The following is an 18,864-nucleotide window of genomic DNA, read 5'->3' as shown; positions in this document are numbered from 1 at the left end:
GAGTTTTACAAAATTTCTTTAATTATAGCCAACCGCATTTAAACGTTCAAAAAAACGCAAAAACTTGCTTTAAAATGCAAATTCATGCTTTAAAACCACTAAAAACTTATTGCACGCCCCCCTAAAAGTTTAGTCACATTTTTTTCACAATAAGGCTTTGAGCTATAACAGGTTAACATATTATAGTAATTTTAAAAAAATATTTTACCCAAATGTTCCCTATCAACATTAAACGTTTATCCTTTACAGCTTTTATTTTACTGGCTGGCAGTTCTGTTGCAGTTTCACAAAATAGTTTCAAACTTAAATACGATAATTCTGCTGTATATGCAGGAATTGAAGTGGGCGCCAAAGGCGTAAAAATGAGTGTGCTGGAGATTGGAAAAAATGCACAGAAAACAGGTGCTTTTAATGTACTTAAAGACACTTCAATCAATTCTGATTTTATCACTTTTTCGCCATCAAGTTTCCAGGCCACACTTAATGCGTTTTCTAATTTATACGCTATTGCAAAAAAAGACTATAATATTTCCAGCGAAAGCATTTTTACAGTAGTAAGCAGTGGTGTAAAAAGCCAGGCTGAAAAAGATAATAAAAATGATTTTATTAAAAATCTTATCGATTCATTTAAAACAAAAGTGAATGAACCACAGCGTGACGTAGAAGTGGTAGATGTATTACAGGAAGCGAAATTATCCCACCTGGGTATTGTGCCGGAATCAAGGAGGTACACTACTTTTTTAATTGACATAGGAAGTGGTAATACAAAAGGTGGTTTTTTTCCAAATGGAGACACTAAAATGCTCAAGCTTTTTCAATTGAGCTGGGGAACAAAAAGTACCGCTAATGCAACAGAAAAAAGATGTGAGGACGATAAGACCATTGATAATTTCAATAAGCAATTAACAAGGGTGCTTACAGGAGCAGAAAACTCTGAGATCACTTACATGGTTAACGAAAGCGGAGCTTATCCTATGAGTGATTATATTGCTTTTAGTGGTGGTATTGCATGGTCGGTGGCAACTTTATTGTACCCGGAATTGAACAGTAATTCAGTAGTGCCGGTTACTTATGACGATGTACTTAAATTCAGCGAACGTTTATATAAAAATTATCCTTCAATATCCGATGAGGCCATTACAAAATCTATTACAGATAAAACACTGGATAAGCTGGCCATCAGTAAAGAAGTAAAAAGAGTGAACCAGGTGTTTGATCAAAAATCTTTAATGGCAGGTACTGGTCTTTTACTTAAAATTATGAGGCAGTTTGAAGGGATCTATGAAAAGAAACAATTCTTCCTTGTAAAAAACGGCCAGGTTGGTTGGATCTCTGCATATGTGGATCAGCATATTGTGAAACAATAACAGTTGTTTTTTGTACAACTGGGTACACAGTATGTTTCTATCAGCCTTCATCCTTAATACATTCAGGAATTCATGAGAGATACCAAATCATTATCACTTTTATTGTTATCGTCGGTTCTGTTTCTTCTGTCCATTATATTATTGTGCACATGGGGCTACCAGTATTATCATCAGATACAGGATGATAATACTAAAACGCAGGTTGCAAAAAATGCCGCACCAACGATACCCGATAGCACCAGGGATTCGCTGCTTAAAATTTACCAGGTAACATTGAATGGATTAGATAATCGCCTGGATACTGCATGGTATTATGCAGATTCTTTAAAAGGAAACCTGGATATAAACTTAAAAGAATTTTACAGGTTAAGGGACGAAATAGCTACACTTTTACAAGCCAAGGCACCCAACGCTGGGGACCTTGATATGGCAAGAAAAAAAATTGGCGAACTGCAGCAAAAAGTAACACAGTTGCGTTACCGCAATACTGATGTGGAGAATGAAAATGCTAAATTAAAAGCATTGCTGGAGCAGATGTCGAAAGAAACGCAAAATATAGAAGATAACTCCAGGCTGATGGAGAAAGAGAATAAAACACTTACTGCAAAAGTTAATGCCATGTCATTAAGTGCTGCCAACCTTAATCTTTCGGCATTGGCAAATAATGATCAGCAGGAAACTAATGAAGCCAGGCAAACAGAAAAACTGGTAGGGTCATTTACTGTTAAAAGTAACATGAGCAGCAAATGTGATATTGTGATAGTAGTAGTGCAACCCGATGGGCAGGTTTTGCAAAAATCGGCCTGGGAATCGGGTAGTTTTGAAACAGCTGAAGGAAATAAAAAAATATACTCCTGTAAACTACGTTGCGAAACTGCCAAAGGAGAGGCCAAACAACTTAATTTTTCTTTAACTGCAGATAAATACCTCAAGGGAAATTACATTATGCAGGTATATCATAATGGTGTATTGATCGGCAAGGTTAATAAAACCCTTTCGTAAATTCTTTCTTTCAGCAGTGTTCATTTTATGCCATTTTTTTTGTAAAACTGTTGTGCGATAAACTGCAAACCTTATTTACATTTTTCTGCTTAACTTCTACAAAACCAAAGCAGAAAAAATTAAACGCTGTATTTTAGCAGGATGAAAGCAGCAACAATCAATGAATTAAAACAGGAATTATCGGAAACACCACCGGCCAGGGTAATAGAACTTTGTGTAAGGCTTGCCCGTTTTAAAAAAGAGAATAAAGAACTGCTGACCTATTTACTTTTTGAAGCCCACGATACTGCTGCTTATATTGAAAGTGTAAAGGCTGAAATAGATGCACAGTTTGCAGAGATGAATAAGAGCAATGTGTATTTTGTAAAAAAGACATTGCGTAAAATATTACGCACTACCAGTAAGTATATACGGTACAGCGGGCTTGCAGCTGTTGAAATTGAATTACTGATTTATTTCTGTACCAGGATGAAGGGAGCGAATATTTACATCAGCAATAATACGGTACTATCAAACATCTACAACAACCAGCTTAAAAAAATAACCAAATCAATTGCTACTTTGCACGAAGACCTGCAATATGATTACCTGCGTGAAATAAACAAATTATAGTATTGTAACTTAGTTTTAAATTAGCGAAATAATAATCAACCTATTTTATGGCAACAAAAGGAAAGGCAGCTATTGGATTTATTTTTATTACACTTTTAATTGATGTTATAGGTTTTGGGATTATCATTCCGGTAATGCCGGGGCTCATATCTAAATTAAAGGGAGTAAGTGTGAGTGCTGCGGCTACATATGGCATGTGGCTTACCGTTGCTTATTCATTCATGCAATTAATTTTTTCTCCGATAATCGGTAATTTGAGCGATAAGTATGGTCGCAGGCCGGTTCTTTTATTTTCATTATTTGGTTTTGGTATAGATTATCTTTTTTTAGCGTTGGCGCCCTCTTATAGCTGGCTATTTATTGGAAGAATCATTGCTGGTATTACGGGTGCAAGTTTTACAACAGCCTCAGCATATATTGCCGATGTAAGCACTCCTGAAAACCGGGCAAAGAATTTTGGTATGATTGGTGCCGCATTTGGCCTGGGATTTATTATAGGCCCCTTGCTTGGCGGTGTCATCAGCCATTTTGGTGAGCGAATGCCTTTTTATGCTGCTGCAAGTTTAGCATTATTAAATTGGGCTTATGGTTATTTCGTTTTACCAGAATCTTTATCCAAAGAAAACCGCCGGGAATTCAACTGGAAGAAAGCCAATCCGGTAAGCTCGCTGAAAAAGCTCAAAAAATTTCCTTCAATAGGCGGGCTCATCATTAGTATGTTACTTTTATATATTGCTGCCCATGCAGTAATGAGTAACTGGAGTTATTTTACTATTGAACGTTTTAAATGGACAGAATTAATGGTAGGCATTTCATTAACTGTAGTAGGTGTATTGGTTGGTTTAGTTCAGGCAGGCCTTACACGTATTATTAATCCTAAACTTGGTAATGAAAAAAGTATTTATCTTGGACTAACGCTGTATGCACTGGGAATGATATTATTTGGGTTAGCTAATCAAAGCTGGATGATGTTTGTATTTTTAGTGCCGTACTGCTTAGGTGGGCTTGCACAACCGGCACTGCAAGCCACTATGGCGGGTAAAGTTCCTCCAAACGAACAAGGAGAATTACAAGGAGCGCTTACGAGTGTAATGAGCTTAGCGTCTATCGTCGGACCCTTTATAATGAATGGACTGTTTTCTTTTTTTACAAAGAAGGGTGCGCCAATTTATTTACCAGGTGCCCCTTTCTTTTTGGGGTGCATATTAATGACAGCAGCAGCTGTCGTTGCTTTTAAAACATTACACCCGGGAAAAACAATTCAACCAGTATGAGCAACGATATAAAAAATTTCAACAACATTTTTTTTATTGGCGTAGCTGGTGTAGGTATGAGCGCTATTGCACAATACCTTGCCGGCATAGAAAAAAATGTGGGTGGCAGCGACCGTTATTTTAAAGATGGCGAATACAATGAAACAAAAGAAAAATTAGAAGCGGAAGGAATAAAATGTTTTGTACAAAACGGAGATGGTATCACTAAGGAAACTGACCTGGTAGTAGTATCAACTGCTATAGAAGATACCGTGGCAGAAGTGGTAAAGGCAAAGCAGTTGAATATTCCTATTTTAAGGAGAAGTGAAGTGCTTTCTTTGATTGCAAAAAGTAAAAAAACAATTGCTGTGGGCGGTACCAGCGGTAAGAGTACTACGAGTGCTATGCTGTTTGATATTTTGCAACATGCCGGCATGCAACCCAGCATTATCAGTGGCGCAGGATTAACCAGTATTATTAAAGAGGGTAAAATTGGTAACGCAAAAGTAGGTGCAGGAGAGTGGCTGGTAATTGAAGCTGATGAAAGCGATGGCAGCATTGTACAATACTATCCCGAAGTGGGCCTGTTATTAAATATTGATAAAGACCACCAGGAGATCGATGAACTGATGCAGATATTCGGCACATTTAAAAAGAATACTAAAGATATTTTTATTGTCAACCAGTCTAATGCTTTGGCAAAACAATTATCACAGAATATACAACATGATTTTTCATCGGATGAAAAAAGTGGTGCAGGTTATGTAACCCGTAATTTTAAACAAGAGGGATTTCAGATAGCATTCACCATTCATGACTCCCCATTTACTATTCACGCCATCGGAAAACATAACATGGAAAATGCTTTAGCTGCAACGGCAGTAGCTAATCAATTAGGTGTTGGTTTAAGTACTTGTGCCGAAGCATTAAAAAAATACGAAGGCATCTATCGCCGCAATCAGATCCTCGGCAATAAAAACGGGGTTTGGGTAATTGATGATTATGCACATAACCCTGTTAAATGTGCTGCCGCCATTGCATCTTGTCAGCCATTGGCCGATAAAGTAGTTGCCTGGTTTCAACCGCATGGTTATGGCCCCACAAGATTTTTACGACAGGATTTTGTAAAAGAACTAGCTCATGTACTAAGGCCGCAGGATGAAATATGGATGAGTGAAATTTTTTATGCCGGCGGAACAGCAGTAAAAGATATTTCAGCTAATGATTTAATTACTGATATTAAAGCATTGGGTAAACAGGCATTTTTTGTTGAAGACAGAAATAATTTTGTGGAAACTGTAAGGCCACATTTGGCAGGTAATGCCGTTTTATTATTGATGGGTGCCAGGGATCCTTCATTAGAAACATTTAGCAAATCTGTTTTCAACATGGTCTGACGCCCTCTTCTGACCATGTTGAAAACAGGCACGATAACAATGACAACCTTAATCACCAACATACAACAACTTATTGGCACAAGAGAAGAGCATACACTTCTTCGTGGTGCTGCATTAGCCAACCTTCCTTCAATAGAAAATGCTTTTGTTTTAATTGAAGACGGCATCATTGCAGAATATGGTGCCATGTACGAGCTGGAATTAAAAGTGCCTCAATTACCCAAAGCTATAATTGATGCAGCAGGACAATTAGTATTGCCTTGCTGGTGCGATAGCCATACGCATATAGTTTTTGCAAAAAGCAGGGAAGAAGAATTTATTGATAAGATAAAAGGCATGAGTTATGCCGATATTGCTGCCAAAGGCGGCGGCATTTTAAACTCTGCCAATAAATTAAATGAAATCAGCGAAGAAGCTTTGTTTTTACATGCCTGGAAAAGATTGGAAGAAGTAAGCCAGTTGGGTACAGGAGCGATTGAAATAAAAAGTGGTTATGGCTTAACGGTAGAAGGCGAATTAAAAATGCTTAGGGTAATTAAAAAACTGAAAGCACAATCTGATCTTTCTATCAAAGCAACATTTTTGGGTGCTCATACTTATCCGCAGGCATATAAAGAAGATCACCAGGGTTATATTGATCTCATAATAAATGAAATGCTGCCTGTGATTGCTAAAGAAAAATTGGCTGATTATATTGATGTTTTTTGTGAAACGGGTTTCTTTTCTCCCCACGAAATGGAAACGATCTGCAAAGCAGGAATGAGTTATGGATTAAAACCAAAACTTCATGTCAATCAGTTGAATTCTATTGGCGGTATTGAAGCGGCAATAAAATTAAATGCTATTTCTGTTGATCATTTAGAAACAATGACTGAAACTGATATTACATTATTGAGGCAGGGTGGCTCACCCCAAATGGGTGAGTTACCCCGCTCATCAGGCCAGGGTGAGCCACTCTTAAGGAGTGACCCACCCGGCCTTATCGGTACCTTGTTACCCACTGCTGCATTTTTTCTTCGAATGAATTATCAACCAGCAAGAATATTAATTGATAATAATTGTGCCATTGCTTTAGCATCCGATTACAATCCTGGTTCATCACCCAGTGGCAATATGAATTTTGTGGTAGCCTTAAGTTGTATACAAATGAAAATGTTGCCCGAAGAAGCCATCAATGCAGCTACTATCAATGGTGCTTATGCAATGGAATTACAACATGAAGTGGGTAGTATTAGCATAGGTAAAAAAGCTAATCTTATTTTTACAAAACCTATACCTTCATTGGCCTATCTACCGTATGCTTTTGGCAATAACCTGATTGATAAAGTAATGATCAAAGGACAATTTCTTTAATCATCACAAAAAAAATATCTGCACCGACTACAGCTCTTTAGGCCTTTATTATTTAACGCAGAGAGAAAGAGAAAATGAGTTGACGCAACGATTTATTATTCACCTCTGCGAATTTTCTGCTTCTCATTTTCTCTGCGTTGGAAAACTAGTCTTTCAGGAATATTTTAAAGCGGTCGAAACAATGTTGCGTTAGCATTTCCCTGTCATCAGGGTGTGCAATATCAATTAATGCTTTTGCCCGCTGCCTTAAATTCTTACCAAATAAATACGCTACACCATATTCAGTAACCACATAATGCACATGGCCTCTTGTAGTAACTACACCTGCACCTTCTTTTAAATACGGCACAATACGTGGAATACCTTTGTTGGTACGGCTGTTTAATGCAATGATAGGTTTACCACCTTTGCTTAATGCTGCGCCACGCATAAAATCCATTTGCCCGCCAATACCACTGAACTGTAATTTACCAATACTGTCAGAACAAACCTGCCCGGTAAGATCCACCTCAATGGCACTGTTAATGGCAATCACTTTAGGATTACGGCGTATTACATGCGGATCATTTACATAATCAATATCTAAAAATGCAAAGGACGGATTATCATTAAGGTAATCATATAATTTTCTGCTGCCCAGTGCAAATGAGGTTACATTTTTATTAGGATGAATAGCTTTCTTTTTATTGTTGATCACATCTTTTTCTACCAGGTCAATAATGCCATCACTTAGCATTTCGGTATGCACGCCAAGGTCTTTGTGATTGGTTAAATACCGTAACACTGCATCAGGTATGGTGCCAATGCCCATTTGCAAAGTGCTGCCATCATCAATTAAATTAGTGATGTTTTTACCAATGATCATTTCATTTTCACCCACTTTACTGCCATAACTTTCTTCGGGCAAGTCAGCTTTATGAAAAACCATTTTTGTAAAACGGTCGGTATGTATCATGCCATCACCATGTGTACGGGGCATCAGTGGATTTACCTGTGCAATAATCTGTTTGGCACTGTCCACTGCGGCACGGGCAATATCTACACTTAATCCTAATGAACAATAACCATGAATATCTGGAGGAGAAACCTGCACGATAGCAACATCCAGTTCCAGTATCTTATTCTTAAACAGGTCAGGAATATCACTTAAAAATACGGGTACAAAATCTGCTCTGCCTTCTGCAACAGCATCACGAACTGCAGCTGAAACAAACAAAGAATTAATATGAAAAGCATCCTGGTATTGCGGCTTATCTATTTCTATATCGCCTTTTACAGTAATGGAAACCAGTTCAACATCTTTTAAACGATGGCTTTCTTTAGCTAATTCATGCAGCAGGTGCAGGGGTGTACATACGCCGCCATGCATAAACACACGCATGCCGCTCTGGATAATGGATAGTGCTTCTTGTGCAGAAACGTAATTGTAGGGATGAATCATATTGTTTTACATTTATTACCGCAAAAATGCGGCATTTCAAAATCTAAAAAACAGAGTTTTGTCATGCCGGGATATGATTAAAATAATATCGCCGCTGGTTTCTTTGCCGCAACATAAAGAAAAACTATTTTTACGGATAGCAAACAGCGGTGATTTACGATTCACTATTCACGTTTCACGAACGACATCTAACAACTAACTTATGCAACTTATTGAATGTGTTCCCAATTTTTCTGAAGGCAACGATCTCAATATCATCAGACAAATAACTGATGAAATTGAAAAAACAGAAGGAGTACGCCTGCTGAACGTAGATCCCGGTAAAGCAACTAACAGAACAGTAGTCACTTTTGTTGGCGAACCGGCTAATGTTATTGAAGCTGCTTTCCTGGCCATTAAAAAAGCCGGTGAGTTAATTGATATGAGCAAACATAAAGGCGAGCATCCTCGTATGGGAGCAACAGATGTTTGTCCGCTGATACCCATTGCTAACATTACCATGGAAGAAACTGCAGCCTATGCACAAGAATTAGCAAAGCGTATCGGGGAGCTCCAGCTCCCCGTCTATCTCTACGAAGCTGCACAACCAAATAAAAACCGCAGCAATTTATCGGTGATCCGTGCAGGCGAATATGAAGGCTTCTTTAAAAAAATAAAATTACCAGAATGGGCACCTGATTTTGGCCCTGCAGAATTTGATGCCAAACGGGGTGCAACTGTTATTGGGGCAAGAGATTTTTTAGTAGCGTATAATATCAATTTAAATACTACTTCCACACGACGTGCCAATGCCATTGCATTTGATGTACGTGAAGCAGGACGAAATATTGAAAAAAACGGTGTTAAAATAAATCAGCCGGGTACTCTAAAAAGCGTGAAAGCTATTGGTTGGTTTATTGAAGAATATGGTGTGGCGCAAATTTCCATGAACCTTACCAATATAAATATTACCCCCGTACATATTGCCTTTGATGAAGTGTGCAACAAAGCTACAGCAAGAGGTATAAGAGTTACCGGAAGTGAACTGGTAGGATTGATTCCTTTAAAAGCAATGCTGGATGCCGGTAAATATTTTTTACAAAAACAACAACGCAGCGTTGGTGTGAGTGAAAAAGAATTGATCAGGATCGCCATTAAATCGATGGGGCTGGATGAACTCGGGGCTTTTAAACCCGAAGAAAGGATCATTGAATATTTATTAGCCAATAAAGCCGATAGCAAATTGGTAAACATGCAACTGAACGATTTTGCTGATGAAACGGCCAGCGAAAGTCCTGCACCGGGTGGTGGTTCTATTGCCGCTTATATTGGCGCATTAGGAGCATCGTTGGCAACAATGGTGGCTAACCTGTCTTCTCACAAAAAAGGTTGGGATGAACGTTGGGAAGAGTTTAGTGATTGGGCGGCTAAAGGCCAGCAATACAAAAACGAGCTGGTGAAATTAGTGGATGCAGATACTGCGGCATTCAACAAAATTATGGAAGCATTTGCTTTACCAAAAACTACAGCAGATGAAAAAACAAAACGTACCGAAGCAATACAGGCCGCTACAAAATTCGCCATTGAAATACCTTTTAAAGTAATGCAGACTGCAGCCGCCAGCATGGAGCTGGTAAAAGCAATGGCTGCAATTGGTAATCCAAATTCTGTTAGTGATGCAGGTGTGGGTGCTTTATGTATACGTAGTGCGGTAATGGGCGCATTTATGAATGTGCGCATTAATGCAAGTGGTTATAATGATAAAAATTATGTTACTGATATTATTGCCAAAGGAAAAGCAATTGAAGACAGTATTATTGCAGCGGAAACAGAAGTATTGCAAATAGTAAATGAGAAGATCGGTATTTAAGTACAGCAAATGGCAGGTAGGAAGGATTATTGTTGTCGTGTTTACATTTCATGACTCATAATAAACAATTCATAAAAGATCACCCATTCTTTATAGATCATCATTCCTAATTTTAAATGCGGCTAAAAATAACATGCTGCTAAAACCTTTTTCATGAAAAAAATAGTTGTATTCATTTGCATTTGCCTGGCAGCACAAACCAATTTTGCCCAGGTACAAAAAACATTTTCCACGCCTTACGGCAATAACCCTGCAGTAGGAAAATATGCTACAGTAAATGGCATCAAAATGTATTATGAAACCTATGGCGAAGGCATGCCGATGGTATTGATACATGGTAATGGGGGCAGTGTAAAATCGATGGCTAACCAGATTGAATATTTTAAAACCAAATACAAAGTGATTGTTGCTGATAGCAGGGCACAAGGTAAATCTGAAGAGGGTAAAGGCGCATTAACTTACGAACAGATCACCGATGACTGGTCGGCATTGCTGGATCAACTGCATATTGATTCTGCGTACATTATTGGCTGGAGCGATGGTGGTATTGAAAGTTTACTGATGGCTATCCGTCACCCTAATAAAGTGAGGATGATGGCATTAATGGGGGCTAACCTGCAACCGGATAGCAGCGCCGTATATGAATGGGCCATTAAAATGGTAGACCAGAGTAATCATTACCTGGATAGCGTGATCGCTAAAAAAGATACAACTTACAATTTTGCCAAATACAAAAAGCTAAACGACTTGCTGGGTAAACAACCGCATATTTCCTTAGCACAGGTGCATACTATTAAGGCGCCAACATTGGTATTAGGCGGCGATAAAGATGTAATTAAAGAAGCCCATACATTACAGATTTACCAGAACCTGCAAAAAGCCTGGCTCTGCATTTTTCCCGGTGGTACACACATGATGCCGGAGACAGACCCCGAATTGTTTAATGCTACTGTAGAAAGATTTTTCAACAAACCTTATTACAGGCCAGATACAAAATATTTATTTGGAGTAAAGGATTGAGGATAACCTTTAAAGAATTGAATCACAATTGCAAACTGGTTTTGCATAATGGTAAACAATGATATGGATACAACATCATGTTTGCAGCCGCAATTTATCAAACCTGTTTAATTGTTACCTGAATTAAAAATTAAAAAAAACTGTAACTATGAACAAAACATTCCTGGCAATATTAGCAACTTTTATTGCCAGCTTCAGCTTCGGACAGTCAACTGAAAATCAAAAATTAATTGAACTGGGCAAAGCGTACAAAAATTTTATGTTTCGTAATGAACCACCCAAAGGATTTGTAACTGATCTGCAAAATAATGTTCCGGAGAATTTAAAGCCGGCCTCTGATTTTATTGTACAGACAATTTCCACAGATAATGATCTTTTAAAAGAAAAATATCTTACACTTCCCGATAATGCGACGTTAAAATTTATTTATATCGCAGAGGCCATTAACTCCAATGTAAGGAAAGAAATGCCGACAGATAATTATACACTGGCAGATAGTTTAAAACAAGCCGGTATTCCTCAAAACGAACTGGTAGATAATTATTATTCGATGCTATTTGCTGCAGCAGGCAATAAGATCAAGCCTTTTAATTTTTCAAAAATTGATTTCAAACTTAATAGTTACAATCTTGCTAATGACACAGAAAAAGGGATATTCTTTTTGCAATGTATGCGGTATTGCGGCAGTGAAATCTGGGGATATATGAATATTGTAAAGCCCGCCAATACAAAAAAGGCTTACGATTACATTCTGAAATTTCCAAAATTCAACGGACTTAATTACTACCAGTTTACCGACCTTAATTTTCCTGATTTTGAAATGCTGATAGTGGAAGACCAGGGAAAACAAAGTTACAAGAGCTATTATATTGATAAGTTTTACGACCTGCTTTTATCTCATCTGATCTGTCTTAATAAAGAAAATCCAAAAGATAAAGACATTAAAGATTTATTACTAGGCTCAATCTTAAAAGACAGGATATTTTATAAATACACTAAAAATAAAGAAACGTTAGAAAGTATATTTAAAGAGCAAAAACAGGACTAATTGCACCAAACTCCAGACTTTATTTAGATCGTATTGGAACTTATAACTGTAAATAAAAAAATTGAAGAGTATTCCAAACAATTAGATTTTCTGATTCGATTGGAGTTTAGAATCACCTATTCACCTATACGTCGCTTGCCTTTATACCTGCTTATTTGGGTACTACTAATTTTGGGGCTGATATTCTTTACTGGTAGCGAAAGCTTTATTACCTTAAAAGTTGTTGGAATTTCCCTGACTTTTATAGTTGTGCCCGCAGGTGTATTAATTGCAGTTCCTATAGTATGGAAATATTATAAACGTAAACAATGGAAAAGGAAATCCATTAAATGCGAATTAGCCGATAACACTGAACATCAAATGGCTTTTGATAAGGAGAAATTATTTTTCAGCACCAGCAAAGATCAATATGAAATAGAGTGGAAGGTATTTGGATTTTACGCTTTATACAAGAGATCAATTTTCCTGATACCGGCAGATAATATTTATAGCGCCACCTGCATTTCTGAACTTGAGATTGGAGCAGAGACCTTCAATCATTTAAAAGCAATTGCAGAAGAGAAATTAAGTTTAGTATAAAAAACCAAAACGTAAACGATTGGCTCAAAAATTCCCCATATTGAAAACTGTCTTACACTTAATTTTTCTAGTATGGATGTGCAGTTGCACTAATAAAAAAAGTAGTCCGGTTACTGGTAACAAAATACTCGATTTTGAAAGTTTTACGATAGAGACACCAAAGGACTGGCAAATATTTCATTCCCGGGGAGTAGACTCGTATGTAGGCGGAATATTGATTGATTCTGTGTATATAGCCAATTTCGATCTGGGATTGTATTCAAGCAATCTCAGCGATTTTGTTAGGGTAAATTTAAAAGACACCATGTATGATGATGTAAAGGCTGGCAATATTCCATCACCTGATGAAGATTATTCATCCTGGGTTAAAAAAATAAAAAAATGCCGGGTTGAATGGGATACTATTGATGGTCGGCCAGCTAAAATCCTTATCCCTATTCATCCCGGATTTGGTGTAACAGGTATTTATTTTGATTCCTTATGGTTAAGTAACAGTAAGTATAAAATCAGGTTTCAACTTAATGCTAATAACCTTGATAGTAATCATGAAAAATTACTTTTGCAAGCTTTTAAAACTTTAAAATTTAAAGCACGTCAATAACATTACCTTACTGCATATTCATCATGTTATGCATGCTATGATTCATCCCGGCCGGAGCTGTTTTGAATACAATTGGTTTAAGCATAAAAGGTTCTGCTTCCTGTTTGCCTTCAGTAATTTTTAAGTATTGATTGGGCGTAACATTTTTATACACTTGAGTAATACCAGATGCCGGCCAGTTGATCTTTATTTCATCAATAATTGTTGCGGTGCCAATACCAATAGTCTGGCGCAATGGAGAGCAACCAAAACTACCGCCGGAATTCACTTCCCGGTACATCATTCTTTGTTTGCCGTTTTCTGTAATGGAAACGGTAATTTTTGCACCGATACTTTGCTTGTTGGATTTAGTGCCTTCTACTTTTAAACTGATCCAGTTATTATTGCCCTGGCCGGGATTAAAATACAATGCCGTATTATAAGCATCGCCAACATAAGCGCCCCCCATATCAATAGCAATATCCTGTGTGCCGTTATTATCAATATCGGCAAATGATACACCGTGGCCTTTTTGCAATTGGCCCACTCTTGCAGTAGTGGTTACGTCAACAAAATTTTTGCCTTCAATATTTTTATATAACCGGTTGGGAATAATAGACTGATAACTAGGGTTACCTGTACCTAAATAAAAATCGATATAGCCATCATTATCGATATCTCCAAAATTAGCACCCATGGCAAATGAGGTCTGGTTCACATCCATAGTAGAAGTGGCATTGGTAAATGTGCCGTTTTTATTATTAAGGAACAGCATCACTTTACCTGCCGGATCGGAGGAAGGATTTAATGCTTCTTTAGCAGCGTAAAAAGAAAGTGCCCTGTCAAATTCATAGTTGCACATAAAAATATCCAGGAAGCCATCATTATTGTAATCAAAGAACCAGGTTGGAAAAGTCCTGTAATCAGAATTGGCAAACCCTGATTCATTGGATACCATTTTAAATGCAAGGCCATTACCTTTTGCACCTTCATTGTGTAATAAAATTTTTTGCCCGCCCAGTGTGGATACAAAAATATCTGCCCAGCCATCATTATCATAGTCGCCGGAAGTAACACCTTTTGCATAACCAATAACCTGCAGCCCGATTGCGGGAGCCATATTGGTAAACGTACCGTTTTTGTTATTGATAAATAATTCGCAGGGGTGGGGATGATCGGCAGCCATTGTTTCATTGCCTATAAACAGATCCAGCCACCCATCATTATTAAAATCATTCCATGTGGCGGTTTGTGTGGGATGTTCAGAAAATATTCCTGCTTCGTAAGTAACATCTGTAAAAGTACCATCGCCATTATTTCTTATTAATGAATTAGGTTGCTCTAATCCAAAGTTTTGTCCCTGCCATCCACCACGTAAAATAAAAATATCCAGGAAGCCATCGTTGTTATAATCTGTCTGGCAAATGTTTAATCCGCCTTTAAATTTACTGATCCCGGATATTTCGGATACATCTGTAAATGTCCCGTCGCCATTATTTTTAAAATAATGCATCGGGTCATCAAGTCCCCATGCCGATGATACCATATCCAGGTTACCGTCATTATTAAAATTATCAATGATCATGCCGCCGGAACGGTTCTTAATATCAAGGTTTAGATCGGCAGCAATATCTTTAAAAGGCGTAACGGCAACTTTTGATTTAGCATCTAATCCCGGGATAAGAAAAGCTTTGGGAACTTTGGCAGGATATCCACCCGTAAGCATATATGCAATATTCAGCAGCCAGCGGGAGTCGAGGTTAGTGGGATCTTCTTTTAAAGACATTTCAAAAAGCGCAATGGCTTTTTCTGCCGGTAATTTATCCTTGTGAATACCCATGCCTTGTATGGGCATAATACAGGCATCTGCAGAATGATTGTTGATACAATTGTTTCTTTCGGCCAGGCGCATATATGCAAGTGCCAGTGATGGAATTGCAAACTTGCGTGACTGCGGTACATCTTTTACAAATGTTGCAATGCGGTCAAATAAAATAACCGCTTCCTGCTCACGGCCTGCTTCCAGTAAAGCCTGTGCTTTTTTAAAAACCAGGTTCAGGTTTGCTGTAGGTTCTTTGGTTACAGGTAACAGTGAATCGTAGTATTTAATTTTAGCTTCGGCTGCAAAAGAGTTATTCGGATTGTCTAAGCGCAAACGCATAGCTTCAAGGTAATCGATCATTTGTTTTTCCAGCTTTGCTTCCTCGGTTTTGCTGATGGTATTGTTTAATTGCTGGGCATTAGCCGCAGGAGTAAATAATTTTATAAACAGTAATGTGAAAATAGCAACAGCAAAGGCTGTTTTATTTTGTCTGGTGCCAGTCATGTTTGTGCAATTAGTTTTGTCTAAACACAAAAATAATATATTCCCATATCCGGCATTTGCCGCTAATCCCTTTTTAATAGGCCTTATGAAAATTGAAAAAGAATACCCCTTAGGTGTCTTTAGTATTTTGCCCGCAATAAAAATATGCCTGTAACGTCTGTAAACAGGTATTTCTACGGGTAATAATATTCCTACAAGATTCTACATTTACTTTTTAATACTAATCAGATAGCAACTTTATATGAAAGCAGGAATACTCTTTCCATTGTCTACTGCACACCCTGGTATTGGGGCAGACTTTATGGATGGGTTGCAAACTTTCCTTAAACAACAAGGGGTTTCAGATAGTATTAGTTTTATAAAAGAAGGTGTTGCTTTTGGGGGTGTAGAAAAAGAAGTGTACCAGAAAGCAGAAAAATTACTGATCAGCGATGAGGTGGATATATTGATTGCTTATGTAGATGAAAAAGTATTGCCCGTTCTTTACCCTTTAATACAAGCTACCGGTAAACTAATGCTGGTAATAAACCCGGGAGCCAATTATCCCGTTAACTGGATCACACAGCCAAATGTAATTCACCTGAACTTGCAGCATGCCTTCCTTTGCTGGCTCACCGGGGCTTTGGCTGCTGCAAGTACAAATGGCCATGCAGTACTGGCTACCAGTTATTACGATTGCGGGTACCTGCATACCGCAGCAATGGTTAAAAATTTTATGGAGCAAGGCGGCACTATCCGGCATAATTATATCAACAACCAGGCCTATGATGATGGATTTGAGATTAAGCAACTCACCGATTTTTTATCAGTAAATGCCAATTGTAAAAACCTGCTTTGCGTATTTGATGAAAAGCCTGCATCATTATTCTTTTCATCACTCGATCAATATGCGGCGGCATCAGCATTGCATCTTTTTGTGTCTCCCATGATGTTGTCATCAAAACTATTGAACAGTACAATAAAAAAATCATCCTGCACCATCACTGGTTATTTACCATGGTACACAGATATGGAAAATGAAACCAGCTTATTGTTTGTAAAAAGCTGTACAAGACCTGCCACTATTTTTTCTTTATTGGGTTGGGAAACGGGGATGATTCTTGAAACAATATGGCAACAAGGTACAGTTACCAATGTAGATGCAGTAGTGGATCATTTAAAAACAAAAACTATAAGCAGTCCCAGGGGAATATTAAAACTTGATAGTGAAACGCAATTTTATATTGCCCCGGTAGCAAAATATAGTTTAAAAGCCGGAGCTGATGCTGCGCAAATAGAATGGATACACAATGTAGATAATGAATGGAAGGCTTTTACAACTATGCCAACAGAAGGAGCTGTTACCGGCTGGACGAATACTTATTTATGTTATTAATTTATGAGTGAAATAAAAGCGATACTAATTTGTGGTAGCAGCATAGCCATTCCGGTGGTACGGGATATGATGTTTCATCAGCAAATTGCTGCCGTGGTTATTCCGCAGCACTGCACTGCTTTTGCAGCGCAGGTACAATTGCTTTTAAAAGATAGTGGCGTTCCGGTAGTGGTGGTGAACAAAAAGAATTTTGTTGGCGAATTACAGCTGGTGATAGAAAAACACACACCCGCATTAGGATTGGTATTTACGTTCAGCTATAAAATACCTGCTGCTGTTTATACCTTGCCACCCAAGGGGTTTTTTAATATTCATCCGGGGCCGCTACCTGCTTACCAGGGGCCCGATCCCATATTTCAGCAGATAAAAAATAAGGAACCTTACGCTGCCATCAGTATACATAAACTGGATGAGGGCTTTGATACGGGGCCGATAGTAATGATTGATAAAATGCACTTAGCCGTTACTGATACCTACGGCATGCTGTCTAAAAAACTGGGCGAACTGGCCTCGGGAATGGTTACAACACTATTGAAAATGGCCGGGTTTGGTAATAGTGTTCCTGCACGCCGGCAAGATCATGCCAGGGCAAAATTTTATAAAAAGCAATCTGCCGATGACATTACAATCAACTGGTTGACGATGGATGCTGCCGGAATAATTGCATTGATAAACGCCTGCAATCCCTGGAATAAAGGTGCGGTAACCCATCTTAACCAAAACATAATACGCTTACTGGATGGCGACTATGATGCTTTACTGCCTTTAACTGACGAAGCACCGGGTACCATAATCTCTATTGACGAGAAAGGGATGAAAGTGGCTACAGCAGCGGGACAGGCGATGGTAGTAAGGATGATATATATGGATGAAGGATTTTTAATGGCTGGCCGTTTAAAAGATTTTGGGATCATGCCTGGTGCCAGGTTAGGTGCGGCATAGCCAGAAGATATGCACTTTTAAAAATAGATGTTTATTTATTAATATTAAATTATTAGATTTACCAGCTTACCAAAGGGGATTTTTCTGATAGTTTTTTGAATAGATAAATTTTGTTTTTCGTGGCTTTATTTAAACACGTTTCAAATTCATCATTTATAAACCCTTTTTTTATGCAAGATCCTTTTATTGGAAATGTAATTTTATTCGGGGGCACATTTGCACCCGTTGGCTGGGCATTTTGTGATGGCTCCCTGCTACCCATTTCGGAGAACGATGCCTTGTTTAGCCTGATTGGCACAACGTATGGCGGCGATGGCCAGGTTACTTTTGGTTTGCCCGATCTGAGGGGCAGAATGCCAATTCACCAGGGCCAGGGCGCCGGGCTCTCAACCTATGTTATCGGGCAGATGGCAGGAACAGAAAGTGTTACCTTACTGCCCGGGCAGGTTCCGCCACACTCTCATACCGTATTGAGTAATTCGGCCACTGCGGGAACCAATGTGCCCAACGCCAATTTTCTTGCGGCTCAAAGCACTTTATCGGAGTATATTCCCGGCGCATCCGCAAATTCCGTAATGAGCCCGGTTGCAATTGCTAATTCAACAGGCGGAGGGTTGCCACACTCCAATATTATGCCTTCCCTGGCAATCAATTACATTATTGCATTACAGGGAATTTATCCACCACAGAGTTAATTGATCATTCTAAAAAAATTATACT

Annotated in this window: 16 protein-coding genes; 14 read left to right on the top strand and 2 right to left on the bottom strand. The window is 38.3% G+C overall.

The window, feature by feature from the left end; all coding sequences use genetic code 11:
- The first annotated feature begins 212 nt into the window (after nucleotides 1–212).
- The 6 genes from ACQ334_RS14345 (at nucleotide 213) to ACQ334_RS14320 (ending at nucleotide 6,984) form a co-directional block, all read left to right on the top strand.
- Entirely contained in the window at nucleotides 213–1,367 is a 1,155-nt protein-coding gene (locus ACQ334_RS14345) for a hypothetical protein (protein WP_430988925.1), read from the top strand.
- 72 nt (nucleotides 1,368–1,439) lie between these two features.
- On the top strand, nucleotides 1,440–2,369 hold the full coding sequence (locus ACQ334_RS14340; protein WP_430988924.1) for a hypothetical protein: 930 nt from the start codon (nucleotides 1,440–1,442) through the stop codon (nucleotides 2,367–2,369).
- A 141-nt stretch (nucleotides 2,370–2,510) separates the two neighbouring features.
- Nucleotides 2,511–2,981 carry a hypothetical protein gene (locus tag ACQ334_RS14335; protein ID WP_430988923.1) on the top strand — a complete coding sequence of 157 codons (471 nt, stop codon included), beginning with the start codon at nucleotides 2,511–2,513 and terminating at the stop codon, nucleotides 2,979–2,981.
- A gap of 47 nt (nucleotides 2,982–3,028) precedes the next feature.
- Nucleotides 3,029–4,255 carry a TCR/Tet family MFS transporter gene (locus ACQ334_RS14330; protein ID WP_430988922.1) on the top strand — a complete coding sequence of 409 codons (1,227 nt, stop codon included), beginning with the start codon at nucleotides 3,029–3,031 and terminating at the stop codon, nucleotides 4,253–4,255.
- Entirely contained in the window at nucleotides 4,252–5,631 is a 1,380-nt protein-coding gene (locus tag ACQ334_RS14325) for a UDP-N-acetylmuramate--L-alanine ligase (RefSeq protein ID WP_430988921.1), read from the top strand. The genes ACQ334_RS14330 and ACQ334_RS14325 overlap by 4 nt, the downstream gene beginning before the upstream one ends.
- 39 nt (nucleotides 5,632–5,670) lie before the next feature.
- Entirely contained in the window at nucleotides 5,671–6,984 is a 1,314-nt protein-coding gene (locus ACQ334_RS14320; protein ID WP_430988920.1) for an amidohydrolase family protein, read from the top strand.
- Nucleotides 6,985–7,129: 145 nt separating this feature from the next.
- Here the strand turns inward: ACQ334_RS14320 and ACQ334_RS14315 are convergent, their stop codons facing one another.
- The gene (locus ACQ334_RS14315) at nucleotides 7,130–8,425 is read right to left on the bottom strand and encodes an acetyl-CoA hydrolase/transferase family protein (RefSeq protein WP_430988919.1); all 1,296 of its coding nucleotides are present in this window, start codon (nucleotides 8,423–8,425) and stop codon (nucleotides 7,130–7,132) included.
- Nucleotides 8,426–8,627: 202 nt separating this feature from the next.
- Here ACQ334_RS14315 and ftcD point away from each other — a divergent pair, with 202 nt between their 5' ends.
- The 5 genes from ftcD to ACQ334_RS14290 all read left to right on the top strand — a co-directional run bounded on the left by ftcD (nucleotide 8,628) and on the right by ACQ334_RS14290 (nucleotide 13,522).
- A complete protein-coding gene (gene ftcD, locus ACQ334_RS14310; protein ID WP_430988918.1) occupies nucleotides 8,628–10,274 on the top strand; it encodes a glutamate formimidoyltransferase in 1,647 nt (548 codons plus the stop codon).
- Nucleotides 10,275–10,427: 153 nt separating this feature from the next.
- Nucleotides 10,428–11,294, top strand: coding sequence for an alpha/beta fold hydrolase (locus ACQ334_RS14305; protein WP_430988917.1), 867 nt, complete (start codon nucleotides 10,428–10,430; stop codon nucleotides 11,292–11,294).
- A 148-nt stretch (nucleotides 11,295–11,442) separates the two neighbouring features.
- Entirely contained in the window at nucleotides 11,443–12,342 is a 900-nt protein-coding gene (locus ACQ334_RS14300; protein WP_430988916.1) for a hypothetical protein, read from the top strand.
- 33 nt (nucleotides 12,343–12,375) lie between these two features.
- Complete coding sequence (locus ACQ334_RS14295) at nucleotides 12,376–12,921, top strand: hypothetical protein (RefSeq protein WP_430988915.1); 546 nt, start codon at nucleotides 12,376–12,378, stop codon at nucleotides 12,919–12,921.
- Nucleotides 12,922–12,961: 40 nt separating this feature from the next.
- A complete protein-coding gene (locus tag ACQ334_RS14290; protein WP_430988914.1) occupies nucleotides 12,962–13,522 on the top strand; it encodes a hypothetical protein in 561 nt (186 codons plus the stop codon).
- Between the two features lie 7 nt (nucleotides 13,523–13,529).
- On the opposite strand, the gene ACQ334_RS14285 is transcribed toward ACQ334_RS14290, so the two are convergent.
- Nucleotides 13,530–15,827 carry an FG-GAP-like repeat-containing protein gene (locus ACQ334_RS14285; RefSeq protein ID WP_430988913.1) on the bottom strand — a complete coding sequence of 766 codons (2,298 nt, stop codon included), beginning with the start codon at nucleotides 15,825–15,827 and terminating at the stop codon, nucleotides 13,530–13,532.
- Nucleotides 15,828–16,068: 241 nt separating this feature from the next.
- Between ACQ334_RS14285 and ACQ334_RS14280 the strand changes: the two genes are divergently transcribed.
- From ACQ334_RS14280 to ACQ334_RS14270, 3 genes are all read left to right on the top strand, one after another.
- Nucleotides 16,069–17,202, top strand: a complete 1,134-nt coding sequence (locus ACQ334_RS14280) for an ABC transporter substrate-binding protein (protein WP_430988912.1) — start codon at nucleotides 16,069–16,071, stop codon at nucleotides 17,200–17,202.
- A 3-nt stretch (nucleotides 17,203–17,205) separates the two neighbouring features.
- Nucleotides 17,206–18,144 carry a methionyl-tRNA formyltransferase gene (locus tag ACQ334_RS14275; protein WP_430988911.1) on the top strand — a complete coding sequence of 313 codons (939 nt, stop codon included), beginning with the start codon at nucleotides 17,206–17,208 and terminating at the stop codon, nucleotides 18,142–18,144.
- 170 nt (nucleotides 18,145–18,314) lie between these two features.
- Complete coding sequence (locus ACQ334_RS14270; protein ID WP_430988910.1) at nucleotides 18,315–18,839, top strand: phage tail protein; 525 nt, start codon at nucleotides 18,315–18,317, stop codon at nucleotides 18,837–18,839.
- Nucleotides 18,840–18,864: the final 25 nt, after the last annotated feature.

Source organism: Ferruginibacter sp. SUN106 (genome assembly GCF_050611765.1).
In the GTDB taxonomy this organism is placed as follows: domain Bacteria; phylum Bacteroidota; class Bacteroidia; order Chitinophagales; family Chitinophagaceae; genus Ferruginibacter.
The sequence above is the reverse complement of the archived record's forward strand: the minus strand, read 5'-3'. Positions and strand labels throughout refer to the sequence as shown.